This window comes from Ohessyouella blattaphilus (assembly GCF_024721265.1).
Taxonomy (GTDB): domain Bacteria; phylum Bacillota; class Clostridia; order Lachnospirales; family Lachnospiraceae; genus Aequitasia; species Aequitasia blattaphilus_A.
In genome coordinates, this window is record NZ_JAMXOC010000032.1 from 1 (window position 1) to 16,674 (window position 16,674).

Genomic DNA, 16,674 nt, shown 5'->3' on the forward strand with positions numbered 1-16,674 from the left:
TACCGGGCGGATTGCGGACTTACACCGGTTAGAAACGTGCGCCGCCAGGCGCACTGCAAAAAAGAAACAGGTTTATTATTGCCTGTTTCTTTTTTATGTAATAGGAGTTCTTTGAACTTTTACCAGTTTATAATAACCACGGGCTTAATCAAATCTTTTGGTTTCTCATCCATTAATAGAAAAGCCTCCTCAACTGCTTCAAAACCTTCGAAGCGATGGGTGATGAGCTTTTCAGGATCGATCCGTCCGTTCTTAATCATCTCAAGCATACGCGTGATTCTTCTAGCGCCACCCGGGCAAAAGCCGCCGCGAATATCCTTGTTGGACATACCAAGTCCCCAAAGATAAGCGGGGAAGCTTAAGGTTTCGCTAACATCAAAGAAATTGACATTAGAAATAATTCCGCACTCTCTGGTCATGGCAATGGCCCCGGTAAAGGTGTCTTGGTTACCGCCGGCAATAATTACTTTATCGGCGCCGCCACCGGTCATCTTAACGATTTGCTCAACAATATCTCCGTCTTTATAGCTAACGATATCGGTTGCTCCGTATTCTCTAGCAATTTTCACACAGTTCGGTCTGGTACCAACGGCGATAATGCGACCGGCTCCTTTTAGCTTGGCACCGGCAACAGCCATAAGACCTACAGGCCCGATGCCGATTACCACCACGGTGTCGCCGAATTCGATATCTGCTAGTTCCACTCCGTGGAAGCCTGTAGACATCATATCGACGGTCATTAAAGCTGCTTCCATAGAAACGCCGTCAGGTAAGAGTACCAGATTGGCGTCAGCGTTATTGACATGGAAGAACTCGGCCATGGTGCCGTCTTTTTGCGAGAGAAACTTAAAGCTACCCATTAGATGGGAATCGTGAGCGTTAGAACGAGGATTTTGTACCCCTAATTGCTCCCAGTCTGGGGTACAACAAGGAACGACTACCACATCCCCTGGCTTAAACTTCGTTACTAAAGAACCTACTTCAACCACCTCGCCGATAGCCTCGTGACCGAGGATTGTATTCTTCTTATCGCCACTGCCACCGTGCATTGCATGGGTATCAGAAGAACAAGGGGCTAGAGCTAAGGGTCTAAGGACTGCATCAAGAGGCCCAGCCTCGGGTCTATCTTTTTCTAACCAACCTGGATTTCCTACGGAAATCATTCCATAACCTTTCATATGTGCTACCTCCTTAAAAAATATGTGTTATCTGATAGTTTAACTTGAATATTTTGAATAGTCAATTGATTCTAAATATGTTAAAATATAGTCAGATTTTGAGTGAAGTTGAAGAGATAGGAGCAAGTATATGGCAGGCAAAATAAATATCAAGAAAATCAGTGAAGTGACAGGCTTTTCACCAGCCACTGTCTCCAATGCATTAAATAATAAGCGGGGAGTGAATCGGGATACAGCTGCAGAGATTTTAAGAGTGGCCAAGGAGCTTGGGTACATCTCCGAGAATCGCATTACGAAAATTCGGTTTGTGATCTATAAACGCAATGGCAAAATAATTGACGATACCCCGTTTTTCCCGCTGTTAATCGACGGCGTCGAAACAGAGTGCAAAAGGCTAGGGTATGAGATGTCGATTTCCAATCTGGATAAACGGGATGATGACTATGAGGAACAAGTGCGGTGGTTGATTAACGATACTAGTTCTGCCATCATTTTTCTCGGGACCGAGCTGATGGAGAATGATATCGATATCTATCGCAGCAGCAAGTGCCCGTTTCTTATTTTCGACTGCTTTGAATCCAGCATGCCTTTTGATGGGGTGCTGATAAACAATGCCGATTCCGCGAGAATGGCAACGGAGTACTTGATTGATAAAGGCCATCGAAAAATCGGCTATCTCCGCGGTGACTTTCGGATTAAGGCCTTTCGTTCACGAGCGGTCGGTTATGCCAGAACTCTTAATAATCACGGGATAGAAGTGAATCGGGAGTATACCCATACGCTAGACACCACCATGGAGGGGGCGTATGAGGATATGAAAAAAGTGTTAGCAAAGAAACAGGAACTGCCAACGGCCTTTTTTGCTGATAATGATGTAATTGCCATTGGCGCTATGAAAGCCTTGCAAGAATATGGATATAAGGTGCCAGAGGATATCTCTATCATCGGCTTTGATGATTTGCCTTTCTGTGAAATAACCACGCCGCGCCTAACTACCATTCGGGTGTCTAAGCAGGAGATGGGAATGGTGGCCGTCAGAAGAATGGACGAGATGATAAAGATGCCAGGAAAAAGTAAGTTGAAGATAAGTATTTGTACCGAGTTTGTGGAGCGTGATAGCGTCCGCATGATTTAGTATTATTACCTTGAATACCTAAGGGAAAAATCCCTTAGGTATTTTTTTCGCAATGCTACTGATTCGTTAAAAACGTTTATGTAAATATTTATATAAATTATAATTACAATAAAGTATAAAGCGCTGATTTTCACCTCAAATTTATAGTAAATAACTAAAAAAACATAAATAAAATTGTCTAATAAGGACAAAATATAAAATAAAACTAAAATTAGTATTGAATATTTACATAATACGTTTATACTAAAATTAGGTCGAGATGAGGTGACGAAATGAAAGTAAATATAAAAACAATAAGTGAGGTTACCGGATTTTCGGCGGCGACAGTCTCGAATGCTCTTAACAATAAGCGAGGAGTGAATCGAGAGACCTCGGCAGAAATTCTTAGGGTGGCAAAGGAGCTTGGATACATATCTGAGCAGCGTATAAGAAAGATTAAATTTGCCATTTTCAAGAAGAACGGCAGGATTATCGATGACTCGCCTTTCTTCAATCTACTGATTGATGGGGCCGAGAAAGAGTGCCGTAAGTTAGGTTATGAAATGGTGATTAGTCACTTGGAACAAAGCAGTCCCGATTATGAAGAACAGGTAAAGTGGTTGATTTCTGATAATGACGCCGCCCTTATTCTTCTAGGAACGGAGCTTCAGGGAACGGATATTGATATTTACCGAAGTGCCCTTTGCCCAATGCTCCTTTTTGATTACTACGATTCTCATATGCAATTTGATAGCGTCTTGATTAACAATGAGGATTCCGCCAAGATGGCTACCGAATATCTACTGGCTAAGGGACATAAAAGCATCGGTTACTTAAGAGGAGATTTTCGCATTCAAGCGTTTCGCGGCCGGGCTATTGGTTACCGCCGTGCCTTGCAAAATGCAAGCGAAGTGGTGAAGGGAAAGTATACGTTTACGTTATCTACCACCATGGAAGGAGCGTATAGTGATTTTTTGGAAATCTTGAAAGGAAATCCAGAGTTGCCCACGGCTTTCTTTGCCGATAATGACATGATTGCTCTAGGAGCGATGAAAGCGCTGATTGAAAGGGGATATCGGATTCCTGAGGATATTTCGTTAGTTGGGTTTGATGATTTGCCTTTTTCGGAAATCGCTTCGCCGAGACTGACCACAATCCGCGTTTCCAAGCCGGAGATGGGCGGGATTGCCGTTCGCAAGATGCATGAGATTATAAATCATGTGGGAGTTGCAAAAGTGAAAATAGGAGTCTGCACCGATTTTATCGAACGCGATAGTGTGCAGGAATTACGGGAGCTTTAAGGTATATAAAGAAAGGTGTGAACAAGATGAAACGAATAAAACTAGGCTATGCGCCTACAAGGAGGAGTATCTTTAGTGCTCCAGACGCTATTAAATACCGCAATTTAACTGCGGAGCGGCTTAAGGAGCTAGACATTGATTTTGTCGACATTACGGACATCAATGAAGAAGGGCTTCTCTATAACGATGAAGACATGGTGAAAATTGCGGAGAAGTTTAAGAAAGAAAAGATAGACGGTCTGTTTCTTCCCCATTGTAACTTTGGGACGGAATATGAGTGTGCTAGACTAGCTAAAGAGCTAAAGGTGCCGGTGCTGTTGTGGGGACCGTTAGACGAAAGACCAGATGAAAACGGGGTGCGTCTGCGGGATACTCAGTGTGGCCTATTCGCTACCGGAAAAGTTCTACGCCGTTTCAGGATTCCTTTTACTTATCTGACGAATTGCCGCTTAAACGATCCTGTCTTTGAAAGAGGACTTCGGGATTTTATGGCCGTATGCAACGTGGTGAAAACCTTTAATCACATGCGAATTCTGCAAATCTCTACCAGACCTTTTGATTTTTGGACGACGATGTGCAACGAAGGCGAACTATTAGAAAAATTCAATATTCAGCTTTCGCCGATTCCCATGCCAGAGCTAACAGACGAAGTGAAGCGGGTAAAAGATAAGGAAAAGCTGGCGGTAGCTGAAGTGGTGGCGTATTGTCGCGAAAATATGGAGATTTGTGTCAAGGATGACGAGTTAGAAAATGTAGCAGCGCTAAAGGTAGCTATGAAAAACTTAGCGGATAAATACGGCTGTCAGGCCATTGCTATTCAGTGCTGGAATCAGTTGCAAACAGAAATTGGCATTATGCCTTGCGCGGCCAATGCTCTACTAAATGACGAAGGGATTCCGGTGGTTTGTGAAACGGATATCCACGGTGCCATTACCTCTTTACTTGTAGAAGCCGCTGGCATGGGAGAAACGAGAAGTTTCTTTGCCGATTGGACGATTCGTCATCCGGATATAGAAAATGGCGAGTTATTACAGCACTGCGGTCCTTGGCCGATCTCCCTGGCTCGGGAAAAGGCAAAGCTAACCTATCCTTTAGCCTTTGAACATCCAGGAAGCATTACGGCTGAGGCGAAGCACGGTGAGGTCTCGCTGGTGCGCTTTGATGGCGATAACGGCGAGTACTCTATGCTTTTAGGTAGAGCAAAGGGCGTGGATGGTCCAAAGGGCATGGGAACGTATCTGTGGGTTGAAGTGGATAATATTAAGCGCTTAGAAGCGAAGATTGTGGAAGGGCCGTATATTCACCACTGTGTGGGAATCCACAAGGATGTTGTGCCGGTGCTTTACGAGGCGTGTAAGTATATCGGGGTAACCCCGGATCTTTACGACCCGATTGAAGAAGAGGTTAAAGCGTATCTACGTGGTGAGTAAAAAAAGGAGTTGTACAATGAACGAATTAAGTAAGTTAGCATATGATTTGCGAAAGGATACCGTGGATATTATCGTCTCGGGAAAAGGTGGACATATCGGTGGCGATATGAGCGTTATGGAGATTTTAGTAGCTCTTTACTTTGAGCAAATGAATATTAGCCCAGAGAATCAAGATGATGAAAATAGGGATCGGTTTATTCTAAGCAAAGGACATTCTGTGGAAAGCTATTATGCGGTGTTAGCGGCGAAAGGCTTCTTAGATAAAGAGGAGTTAATCAAGAACTTTAGCAAATTTGGTTCGCCCTACATCGGTCACCCTAATAATAAGCTACCGGGAATTGAAATGAACTCAGGATCTCTAGGTCACGGTTTGTCTGTCTGCGTAGGTATGGCATTGGCAGGAAAAATGGATAAAAAATCTTACCGGGTGTATACGGTAATGGGAGATGGCGAATTAGCAGAAGGTTCTGTCTGGGAGGGAGCGATGGCAGCTAGCCATTATCAGCTAGATAATCTCTGCGGAGTAGTTGACCGCAATCGCCTCCAAATTTCCGGAGATACGGAAAAGGTAATGGGCCATGACGACTTACACGAGCGGTTTGGAAGTTTTGGTTGGCATGTGATTGACGTTGCCGACGGTAATGACATTGAGCAGTTAAACGCCGCTTTTAACGAAGCGAAGACGGTAAAAGGAAAACCAACGATGGTGATTGCCAATACCGTTAAAGGTAAAGGCTCGGAAGTGATGGAAAATAAAGCTAACTGGCATCATAAGGTGCCTACATCTGAGGAGTTAACTCAGATTTATAAGGATTTTGCGACGAGAAAGGAGGCGCTATAGATGAATAAGATACCTAATCGTCAAGCGATATGCGAAGTGTTAATGGAGGAAGCAAAAAAGGATTCGAATATTGTAGTTTTGTGTAGTGATTCCCGGGGATCGGCATCCTTAACGCCTTTTGCGGAAGCATTTCCCGAGCAGTTTGTGGAAATGGGTATTGCTGAGCAAAATCTAGTAAGCGTTTCTGCAGGTCTAGCAAAAGCAGGAAAGAAGCCTTTTGCTGCTTCGCCGGCGTGCTTCCTTTCTACGAGAAGTTACGAACAGTGTAAAGTAGACGTAGCTTATTCGAATACCGACGTTAAATTAATTGGTATTTCTGGTGGAGTTAGCTACGGTGCTTTAGGAATGAGTCACCACTCGGCCCAGGATATTGCGGCAATGTCAGCAATTCCAGGAATGCGGGTGTATCTTCCTAGCGATCGTTTCCAAACGGCGAAGTTGATTAAGAGTCTATTAATGGATGAAAAACCAGCTTATATCCGAGTAGGTAGAAATCCGGTGGAAAATATATATACAGAAGAAAATTGTCCTTTTGAACTAGATAAAGCCAATGTCTTAAGAGAAGGCAACGATGTGGCGATTATCGCTTGTGGAGAAATGGTAAAGCCAGCCCTTGATGCAGCGGCGATTCTGGCAGAGAAAGGGGTAAGTGCTTCCGTTGTGGATATGTACTGCGTAAAACCTTTGGATGAAGATGCGATTGTTTCGGTAGCTAGTAAGGCGAAAGCCGTAATTACGGTAGAAGAGCATGCACCCTTTGGTGGACTTGGTTCCATGGTTAGTCAAGTAGTAGGTGCAAATTGTCCGAAGAAAGTTATAAATATTGCCCTACCTGATGCCCCAGTGATTACGGGAACTTCTCAGGAAGTATTTGATTATTACAAAATGAATGGAGCCGGAGTTGCCGAGAAAGCAATGGAGTTAATGTAAGGTATGGAACAATATATAATCAGCATTGATCAAAGTACGCAAGGGACGAAAGCACTACTTTTTGATGAGAAAGCGTCCATCATAAAGCGGGTCGACAAGTCTCATCGCCAGCTAGTAAACGATAAAGGCTGGGTGTCCCACGACCCTGAGGAAATCTATGAAAATACTCTTCAGGTAGTTAGAGAACTGGTAGAAGGTTCTGGCGTACCGAAAGAAAAGATAAAAGGGGTGGCGATTAGCAATCAGCGGGAGACTTCGCTGGCCTGGGATAAGGTTACAGGAAAGCCACTTGGCGACGCCATTGTCTGGCAGTGCGCGAGAGCAGCGGATATCTGTAGCGCCCTAGAGGAAAAAGGCGTATCTGAACGAGTTAGAGAAGCTACCGGGATTAATCTATCCCCCTATTTTCCGGCCGCTAAGATCGCCTGGATTCTAAAAAATGTGGAGGGTGCGAGGGAGAAATCCTTGAAAGGCGAAATCTGTCACGGAACCATGGATAGTTGGTTGCTTTACAAATTAACGGGTGGAAAAGTCTATAAAACCGATTATTCCAATGCCTCGAGAACCCAGCTGTTTAATATTTTTGAACTTAAATGGGATCCGGAAATCTGTCAACTATTTGGGATTGAGGTGAATAATTTGGCAGAAGTATGCGACTCGGATGGTAAATTCGGGGAAACGGACTTTGCTGGCTTCTTACCGAAAGCGATTCCGATACACGGGGTCCTCGGAGATTCCCACGGAGCGCTTTTTGGACAGGGGTGTCTGGAGCCGGGAATGATGAAGACCACCTATGGCACTGGTTCGTCGATTATGATGAACATAGGTGATAAGCCAGTACTCAGCACTCATGGCGTAGTCACCTCTCTTGCCTGGTCTATGGGCGGACGAGTGAATTACGTGTTAGAGGGTAATTTGAATTATACGGGAGCGGTTATCACTTGGCTAAAGGACGATTTGCAATTAATCGCTTCGCCAAAGGAGACAGAAAGCTTGGCTAGAGAAGCTTGTAAGGACGATCAGGTCTATCTTGTGCCTTCCTTTTCTGGTCTAGGTGCACCTTACTGGGATAGTGAAGCGAAAGCCGCTATTTCGGGAATGACAAGAGCGACGAAGAAAGCGGAAATCGTACGGGCGGCGATAGAGTGTATCGCTTATCAGATTGCCGATGTTATCCAGGCTATGAGTGAGGATGCCGGAGCGCCGGTAAAGGAACTGCGAGTTGATGGTGGTCCCACAAGCAATGGGTATTTAATGCAATTTCAAAGCGATTTGACCAAGGCCAAAGTAAAGGTGCCAAGAGCAGAAGAGCTATCTGGAATCGGAGCGGCCTACGCCGCTGGTCTGGCCCTTGGGGTTTGGGAGATGAATATCTTTGATAATTCAGAATATAAAGTGTATAAACCGGAGATGCCGATAGCGGTTCGCGAAAAAAAGATAGCGGGTTGGAAGGCAGCGGTACAAACGGTGTTACACAAGAAGTGAGATGAGCAGGGCACTGTCCTTGTTGTATCTAATAAAACCTATTAATTCATAAAGAGGAGGAAGATTTATGAAGAAAAAGTTACTCAGTGTGCTCTTATGTGCAGCAATGGTAGTTGTTATGGCATCTGGATGTGGTGCTAAAGAAGAGCCGGCAAAAGAAACAGAAACAAAGGAAGAAGCGAAGGAAGATGAAGTCCTAAAGGGCGGTGGTTCAAACATTATTTATATTATTACCCCATCCCAATCAAATGTGTTCTTCAAAACTGAAGCAGAAGTATGTGAGGCAACTGCGAAAGAACTTGGTTATGAAACAAAGGTAATGTCTCACGATGATGATGCAACCATGCAAATGGAACAGTTTGAAGCAGCAATCGCTGATAAAGCGGCGGCTATCATCTGTGATAATGCGGGTGCAGATTCAACCATCGAAGCTGTAAAAGCAGCTCGCGAAGCAGGAATCCCAACATTCCTAATTGATCGTGAGATCAATGAAGAAGGCGTGGCTATTTCCCAAATAGTTGCCAATAACTACCAAGGCGCTAAGGCTGTTGCTGAGGAATGGGTAGAGGCTATGGGCGAATCAGGTAAATACGTAGAGCTATTAGGTAAAGAGTCTGATACGAATGCAGGTGTGCGTTCAGATGCGTTCCACGAGGTAATAGATCAATATCCAGACTTGGAAATGGTTGCTCAGCAGTCAGCAAACTGGGATCAAACAGAAGCATACGACAAAATGGGGACAATATTACAATCAAATCCAGATATTGATGGTGTAATCTGCGGTAACGATACTATGTTATGCGGAGCTGTTGCAGCTCTTGAGGATGCCGGCTTAGTAGGTATTCCGGTAATCGGTGTAGATGGTTCAGATGATGCCAGAGATTTGATTAAGGCAGGTAAGGCGACCGCTACAGCCCTGCAACAAGCAGCTGAGATTTCACGTATGGCTGTAAAGCAGGCAGATGATTATCTTAAGAATGGAACTACAGGACTAGATGAAAAACAACTAGTAGATTGTGTTGCTATTACAAAAGACAATGCCGAAAAATTAGAAGCATTTGACTTAGCGAAGTAAGAATTATGTATGGGGAGCAGTTAAAACTGTTCCCCAATTAAAAATCTCCATATGAATCAATAGGTAAATGAAGCGAAGTGAGGAGAAGTTGATGAATAAGAAAATATTATCATTGATGTTAATTAGTATACTGATAGTAACATCGATGAGTGGTTGTATAAAAGTAGTTAAAATAGGCGAAGAAGGAAAACTTACCGGTGAATCAGAATTTAACGCCGGAGACAATGTAGCAGAATTCTGGGAAACAGAGGCACTCCCAGAATTAAAGGATGAAGCGGTTGACTTGAACGAATTCCTCAAAGAAGCGGCGGGAGATCTTAATTCCTTAGCAGATAAATACGGAACCTATTCTATGGGAGATAGTGGCGAACTTAGTTATACCGTAAAAGGCACTGCGACTGTGGAAACGGTGGATACACAGAGTAAAGCAGGAACGATGGTTCTTAAATTAGATGGATATGACGGAAGTGAAGAAGTGAAAATACAAATAGGAACAGTTATAAAAGGATCCTCTGTTCGTGACTCGTTATCTTTTATAAAGTTTGGTGATTACACAAATCAACAGGACTATGCGGCGGTTAGTCAGAGTATTAATGACATTATTCTGCAAGATGTTATCAATCCAGAGAAAGCGGAAGAGATGGTGGGTAAAGATATTGGTTTTTTGGGATGTTTTACGGTGAATGATAACGGTACTGTTTTGATAACACCAGTAGAACTTGAAGTGAATTAGAAAGGATAGGTAGCCAGATGGATAAGAATGTAGTGCTACATGCAGAAGGTATGAATAAGATCTATCCTGGAACCAAGGCTTTAGATAATGTATCTTACGATGTGCTAAAAGGCAAAGTAAACGTTTTAATCGGCGAGAACGGAGCCGGAAAATCTACGCTAATGAAATTGATTGCGGGAATTGAGCAGCCAACATCAGGGAAGATGTATATGGATGGCGAAGAGGTGGCATTTAAAGACACGACAGAAGCTAGAGCTAAAGGAATAGGCATCATTCACCAGGAACTAAGTCTTTTTCCTAACTTAAATGTTTATCAAAATATTTTCATGGGGAGAGAGCAGACGACCGGTCGTTTTAAACTTGATAATAAAACCCATATAGCTGAAACGAATAGAGTTTTGGAAAAGCTTGAACACGTTATGGATCCTCAGACTCTGGCAGGCGACTTGCGTGTGGGACAGCAGCAGATGATAGAAATTGCACGGAATTTCCTACAAGATGATTTAAAAATCCTGATTATGGATGAACCGACCTCGTCTTTAAGCGAGCAAGAGGTGGAAGTGCTGTTTCGCTTGATGCGCGAGTTTACAGAGGCGGGGATTGCTATTGTCTATATTTCGCATCGCTTAGAAGAAATCATGAGAATCGGTGATAATGTAACTATTTTGCGGGATGGAAAGTATGTAGCCCGAGCAGAAGTTAAAGATATAGATGTTCCTTGGATTGTTCAACAAATGGTAGGCGAAGGAAAATCATATCCCAAAAAAGATCGAGAAATCGAGTGGTCAAAGCGCGAGAAGGTTTTGGAAGTAAAAAACCTAACATTGCCGAAAAGTGGCGGCGGTTATCTTCTGGATAATGTGAATTTTAATTTAAAACGCGGTGAAATTTTGGGAATATACGGCCTAATGGGTGCAGGAAGAACGGAAATATTTGAATGTATTATGGGCCTTCGACCTGAACATACTGGAGAGATTTATAAAGATGGCAAGCTGCTTGAAATAAAGAGTTTGCGTGGGCAGATTGATAATGGGTTTGCAATTGTACCAGAGGATCGTCAGGCAGAGGGATTAGTACAAACCCTTAGCATAGGTAAGAATATTTCGTTATCTAGTCTTGAGGATTACACGAAGGCAGGATTTATTGTAAAGAAGAAAGAAGACGAGCAAATTGATCGTCAGATTAAGGATATTATGATTAAAGTTGCCGATAAAGACTTACCAATCCTTTCGTTATCCGGTGGCAATCAGCAAAAAGTAGTTATAGGTAAAGGAATCTTAACCAATCCTGATATTTTACTTCTAGATGAGCCTAGTAGAGGTATCGATATAGGGGCAAAAACGGAAGTCTTTGATATTATCAATCAATATGCCGAACGTGGTGTTTCGATTCTGGTAATATCTTCAGAATTAAAAGAAATTGTTTCGATTGCGGATCGGGTAATCGTACTGTCGAACGGCGTTAAAACAGGTGAATTTGTCCATGAAGAAGTTAGCGAAGATCAATTAGTCTTATCTTCGTATAAAGGACATGGAACGAAGAAAAGTTTAAAGGAGAATTAATCATGGGAAAGAATCGTGTAAAGAAGGCGGGAAACACTAATTGGGTTATGACGCTTTTGAAAGGGAGAACGTTACTTATATTAGCAGTGCTAGTTATTTTCTTTAGTTTTGCTTCTCCAAACTTTTTTGCTGTTAATACAGGACTTACGATTGCCAAACACGTAGCTCTTTATGGGATTATGGGTATTGGGATGACATACGTAATTATCACTGGCGGAATCGACCTTTCGGTAGGTGCTGTTGCCGGCCTTTCGGGAATGGTTGCCGGAGGCTTAATTAATGAAGGGTTAACCATTGCGCCTTTAGGAGTGACGGTATATTTTGGCTTGCCATGGATTATCCTTATTTCGGCGGCAGTGGGTGTTTTGATTGGCTGGTTAAATGGTTTTATTATTACTCGGTTTAACGTTGCCCCTTTTATTACCACGCTTGGTACAATGAATATTGCGAGAGGACTTGCAAACCTAAGATCAAACGGAGCTACATTTTCCAACATTGTCGGCAAGGAAGCTTTAGGAAATACCGGGTTTAATTATCTCGGAAAAAGCATCTTTGGTATCCCGGCTGGGGTAATCATTCTGGTCCTTATTGCGATAGTTGCCGCTTGTCTTCTGAAGTATACTCCTTTTGGTTGGCATATTCTGGCAATTGGCGGCAATGCGAAAGCAGCCAAACTCTCAGGAATCAAGGTAGAGAAGAATACAACCTTAGTATATATGTTCTCAGGATTCTGCTCGGCAATTGTCGGCATGATCTCAGCTGCACAGTTAGTTGCCGCGCATCCGGCTACTGGAGAAGGATGGGAAATGAATGCGATATCAGCCGCAGTCCTTGGGGGAACCTCAATGTCAGGTGGTATTGGTTCTGTTGGCGGAACGATTATCGGTGCCTTTATTATTGGCGTAATAAATGACGGCATGACAATGTGTGGTGTATCAGAGTTCTGGCAAAAAGTTATCAAAGGAATTGTTGTTATCGCGGCGGTAATTGTCGATCAGTTCCAAAGAAATTTACAGGCGAAAATGGCACTTCAAGCAAGGAATGAAGGTAAATAGTATGAAGAAACAAGGTGTTTTAAATGCCCAATTGATAAAATGTATTGCTTCTCTTGGGCATAAGGATACGTTTATGATAGGTGATGCAGGCATGCCTATACCCCAGGGGATTGAAATTGTAGATTTAGTCCTGTGCGGTGGCGTTCCCACCTTTAAACAAGTATTAGATGCTGTGGTTGCAGAAACAGAGATTGAAGGATATCTTCTTGCTGAGGAGATTAGCGAACACAATCAAAATATGTTAGACTGTATTGCAAATACTCTTCCAGATGCTGAGGCTCTGATGATTTCTCACGAAGAGTTAAAAGAATTCTCGAAAACAGTTAAATTTGCTGTTCGGACCGGTGAATTCACGCCTTATTCAAATGTGATTTTGCGTTCGGGTGTAATATTCTAATGAAAAGAGGGGAAACGAATGAAAGCATTAGTATTTGGTTCGCTTAATATCGATTACTTTTATGGTGTTGATCACTTTGTACAAAAGGGTGAGACAATATCTTCGACTAGTCTAGAAGTCTATTCTGGGGGAAAGGGTCTTAATCAGGCCACTGCGCTTGCAAAAGCGGGAGCGAACGTATATCAGGCAGGTTGTATTGGTAAGGATGGGTTATTCTTATTAGATGAGCTAAGGGCGGCTAAGGTAAAGACAGAACTAATCGCCGTCTTAGATGATGTGCGCAGCGGGAATGCCATTATCCAGAATGATAAAGAAGGAGACAACTGTATCTTGCTATATGGCGGTGCTAATCGGAGCATTACCAAAGCCTATGTAGATGACGTTCTCGCACTATTTGATCCAGGAGATGTAATTCTTCTGCAAAACGAGATTAACGAGATGGCTTATATTGTTGAAAAGGCAAAAGAAAAGGGATTAATATTGATTCTTAATCCATCGCCCTTAGATGAAGATGTGTTAAATCTACCTTTAGAATACTTTGATTATTTCATTTTAAATGAAATTGAAGCTAGCCAGATTCTGGAAAATGATCAGGAGATGGAAGCGGAAGCACTATTAGATAGCCTAACGCAAAAATTTCCAAAGGCTAAGCTAGTCTTAACTGTCGGTAGCAAAGGTTCTTATTACGCTGATGAAACTACGCGGTTCTTTCAAAAGGCCTATAAGGTAAACGCAGTTGACACTACCGCGGCAGGCGATACTTTCACAGGTTACTTTATCGCTTCGCTAATGGCGGGAAAAAATGTAACTCAGGCGATGAATATTGCGGCGAAAGCCTCGTCGATTACCGTTCAAAGCAAAGGGGCTGCCCCGTCGATACCAGTAATCGAGACAGTCTTAGAAGAAATGTAAGACGAAAAACCTAGGCATAGGTAAGCTCCTCGTGTATAATAAAAATTCAACACGTTGGTTTGAACTTAATAAGGGGGAGCTATGCATTACAATTGGAAGAAGAATGCGGCGGTATTTCTAGGGAGCCAATCCATTAGTCTTTTTGGTTCGTCACTAGTGCAATTCGTCATTACTTCATATATTACCGTCCAAACAAAATCAGGAGCATATGCAGCAATTGCTATTTTATGTGCAATTCTGCCTATGTTCTTTTTGTCGCCTTTCGCGGGAGTGTGGGCAGATAAGTATAATCGAAAGGTGTTAATCGTGCTGGCGGATGGGGGAATCGCCCTTTGTACATTGATTGTAGCGATTTCTTTTATAATGGGCAATGAGTCAATTATACTTCTGTTTGTGGCTCTTATTATTCGGGCAGTGGGTGGTGCGATTCAGACGCCTTGTGTAAGCGCAATGTTGCCAGATGTAGTGCCAGAAGAGCATTTAACTCGGGTGAATGGTATTAACGGGACGCTACAGTCCATCTTTACCCTAGCCTCACCGGTGTTAGGAGCCGCTTTATTGCCACTGGCCCCGATAGGGTATCTATTCTTTATCGATATTGTGACGGCGGTAATCGGAATTGTCATCATTGCCCTTTTCTTTCACTTACCTTATAAGGAAAAGAAAGAGGTGCCAAAGACGAATCCGCTGCGTGATATGAAAGAGGGCGTTCGTTATATCAGGAAGACGGATTTTCTCTTAGAGTTTTTCTTGTTCTGTACCATCTTCTTTCTGATGATGGCACCGGCCGCTTTTTTGACGCCAATTCAAGTGGTGCGAAATTACGGCGATGCATACTGGCGCCTTTCAGCGATAGAAGTTGGTTGGTCAGTAGGAATGATTGTTGGCGGTATTCTAATCACCCTCTGGGGTGGCCTAAGAAATAAAGTCTATACGATGATTCTCTCAGCGGTTCTGATGGGAGCTTGTACAGTTGCTTTAGGGATAAAGATGCCTTTTGGTCCTTACGTGGTGGTGATGGGGATATTCGGACTAGCGATGCCGCTTCTTAATACCCCGGCGATGACCCTTTTACAAGAAAAGGTGGCACCAGAGTATATGGGAAGGGTGTTCGGCGTAATGACCATGATTAATACCGCGATGATGCCACTAGGAATGGTAATCTTTGGACCGATGGCAGACGTGATTTCCGTAGAGATTCTCTTGATTGTCACCGGCGTTGTCATTTTGGTGGCAGCCCTGTGTATGAAGAAAGCAAAGGCACTAGTGGCGGTCGGTTAGATATTTATGTTAATATGTGGTTAAAATATTTGTCAGAGAGAGGAGAAGAATTATAATGTTATTAACAGCAAAGAATCTTATAATTGGCGATGGGAAAACCAATTTAAGGAATGGTGCAATTCTAATTGGAGAGAATGGTAAAATTAAAGAGGTTGGTCTGCTTTCGCAGTTACAAGCGAAATATTCGAATGAAGCTATCACAGATTTTCAAGATGCAAGTATTTTACCGGGGTTAACTGATATGCATGTGCATTTCGGTTATTATTACAGTCAACCGGATTCATACAATTATGACAATTATATGTTGGCATATTATGCTCAGGAACAAGGGAAGAAAGCTCTAGAGTTAGGAATTACTACGGTACGAGATTTGTCATCCCCAAGCGGATTAATGAAACAATTGCGAGTGGCTTGCGAAAAAGGATATTGTCAAGGGCCACGAATTATTCATACGGATACGGGAATGTGTATGACTGGTGGACATGGACATGATGATGGAATTGTTGAAGTGGATGAACCTTGGAATATCCGCAAGGAAGTGCGCAAGCAACTTAGAGATGGGGCGGATTGGATTAAGGTTTTAACAAGCAATCGTACCAGTGTGCCAGAGTATACACAGGAGGAATTAGATGCTGCCGTTGATGAAACACATCGTTTAGGATATAAATGTGCTGTGCATGCTGGACTTCAACCGGCTTTACAGATGAGTATTGATGCAGGGTTTGATACTATTGAACATGGAACCTTTTTAACGTATGAACAAGTCAAACAAATGGTCGCTAATAATCAGGCCTGGATACCAACAATGACGGCCTATACGGTGCTTTATGAATTTTGTAAGGAAAAAATCGAAGCAGGAGTTGATAAAGGAGATCGTATTGCTGCAAAAGCAATTCAAGACATGACTTTTTTTGAGCCGGCATACAACGCTTACAAGGATAACTTTAAGAAATTCTACGATACAGGTGTAGTTGTGTGTACGGGAAGCGATATGGTTCTTTATGAGGCGCCACCATTACCGATAAACCGGGAAATGGAGTTAATGGTTGAGTATGGAATTACTCCGCTTCAAGCGATTCAGACAGCTACTGAAAATCCAGCGAAGGTTTTAGGTATGCAAGATATCTTCGGGAGTTTAAAAGAAGGGTTGATGGCGGATATCTTAGTGGTAAAGGGGAATGTAGAAGAAGATATTAAAGCTATAAATGCAGTAATAGAAGTGTACCAAAGCGGAAAATCTGTTTATAAAAAGTAGAAGTACGATTAATCTAAAAAGAGCTGTGGCGCTTTTATCATTTTGATAAAGCACCACAGCTCTTTTGGTTGTGCGCCTGGCGGCGCACGTTTCTAACCGGTGTAAGTCCGCAATCCGCCCGGTAG

15 protein-coding genes are annotated in these 16,674 nt (G+C 42.9%); 14 read left to right on the top strand and 1 reads right to left on the bottom strand.

Annotated features, from left to right (window positions below; translation table 11 throughout):
* Positions 1-119: 119 nt before the first annotated feature.
* Positions 120-1,178, bottom strand: coding sequence for an NAD(P)-dependent alcohol dehydrogenase (locus NHH16_RS14220; RefSeq protein WP_262070261.1), 1,059 nt, complete (start codon positions 1,176-1,178; stop codon positions 120-122).
* A gap of 130 nt (positions 1,179-1,308) precedes the next feature.
* Here NHH16_RS14220 and NHH16_RS14225 point away from each other — a divergent pair, with 130 nt between their 5' ends.
* From NHH16_RS14225 to NHH16_RS14290, 14 genes are all read left to right on the top strand, one after another.
* Positions 1,309-2,313 carry a LacI family DNA-binding transcriptional regulator gene (locus tag NHH16_RS14225; RefSeq protein ID WP_262070262.1) on the top strand — a complete coding sequence of 335 codons (1,005 nt, stop codon included), beginning with the start codon at positions 1,309-1,311 and terminating at the stop codon, positions 2,311-2,313.
* 272 nt (positions 2,314-2,585) lie between these two features.
* Positions 2,586-3,593 carry a LacI family DNA-binding transcriptional regulator gene (locus NHH16_RS14230; RefSeq protein WP_262070263.1) on the top strand — a complete coding sequence of 336 codons (1,008 nt, stop codon included), beginning with the start codon at positions 2,586-2,588 and terminating at the stop codon, positions 3,591-3,593.
* Positions 3,594-3,619: 26 nt separating this feature from the next.
* On the top strand, positions 3,620-5,023 hold the full coding sequence (locus tag NHH16_RS14235) for an L-fucose/L-arabinose isomerase family protein (protein WP_262070264.1): 1,404 nt from the start codon (positions 3,620-3,622) through the stop codon (positions 5,021-5,023).
* A gap of 16 nt (positions 5,024-5,039) precedes the next feature.
* Complete coding sequence (locus NHH16_RS14240) at positions 5,040-5,864, top strand: transketolase (protein ID WP_262070265.1); 825 nt, start codon at positions 5,040-5,042, stop codon at positions 5,862-5,864.
* Positions 5,865-6,794: a transketolase family protein gene (locus NHH16_RS14245; RefSeq protein WP_262070266.1), complete on the top strand. Its 930-nt coding sequence runs from the start codon at positions 5,865-5,867 to the stop codon at positions 6,792-6,794.
* A gap of 3 nt (positions 6,795-6,797) precedes the next feature.
* Positions 6,798-8,279: an FGGY-family carbohydrate kinase gene (locus tag NHH16_RS14250; RefSeq protein WP_262070267.1), complete on the top strand. Its 1,482-nt coding sequence runs from the start codon at positions 6,798-6,800 to the stop codon at positions 8,277-8,279.
* A 67-nt stretch (positions 8,280-8,346) separates the two neighbouring features.
* The gene (locus tag NHH16_RS14255) at positions 8,347-9,354 is read left to right on the top strand and encodes a D-ribose ABC transporter substrate-binding protein (RefSeq protein WP_262070268.1); all 1,008 of its coding nucleotides are present in this window, start codon (positions 8,347-8,349) and stop codon (positions 9,352-9,354) included.
* 91 nt (positions 9,355-9,445) lie between these two features.
* Positions 9,446-10,087, top strand: coding sequence for a DUF2291 family protein (locus tag NHH16_RS14260; RefSeq protein ID WP_262070269.1), 642 nt, complete (start codon positions 9,446-9,448; stop codon positions 10,085-10,087).
* A gap of 17 nt (positions 10,088-10,104) precedes the next feature.
* Positions 10,105-11,649, top strand: coding sequence for a sugar ABC transporter ATP-binding protein (locus NHH16_RS14265; protein ID WP_262070270.1), 1,545 nt, complete (start codon positions 10,105-10,107; stop codon positions 11,647-11,649).
* 2 nt (positions 11,650-11,651) lie between these two features.
* Positions 11,652-12,704: an ABC transporter permease gene (locus tag NHH16_RS14270; RefSeq protein ID WP_262070271.1), complete on the top strand. Its 1,053-nt coding sequence runs from the start codon at positions 11,652-11,654 to the stop codon at positions 12,702-12,704.
* 1 nt (position 12,705) lies between these two features.
* A complete protein-coding gene (gene rbsD, locus NHH16_RS14275; protein ID WP_262070272.1) occupies positions 12,706-13,101 on the top strand; it encodes a D-ribose pyranase in 396 nt (131 codons plus the stop codon).
* 18 nt (positions 13,102-13,119) lie between these two features.
* Positions 13,120-14,013 (top strand): ribokinase, encoded by an 894-nt coding sequence (locus NHH16_RS14280; RefSeq protein WP_262070273.1) that lies wholly within the window; start codon positions 13,120-13,122, stop codon positions 14,011-14,013.
* Positions 14,014-14,094: 81 nt separating this feature from the next.
* Entirely contained in the window at positions 14,095-15,294 is a 1,200-nt protein-coding gene (locus tag NHH16_RS14285) for an MFS transporter (RefSeq protein WP_262070274.1), read from the top strand.
* A 55-nt stretch (positions 15,295-15,349) separates the two neighbouring features.
* Positions 15,350-16,549, top strand: a complete 1,200-nt coding sequence (locus NHH16_RS14290) for an amidohydrolase family protein (RefSeq protein ID WP_262070275.1) — start codon at positions 15,350-15,352, stop codon at positions 16,547-16,549.
* Positions 16,550-16,674: the final 125 nt, after the last annotated feature.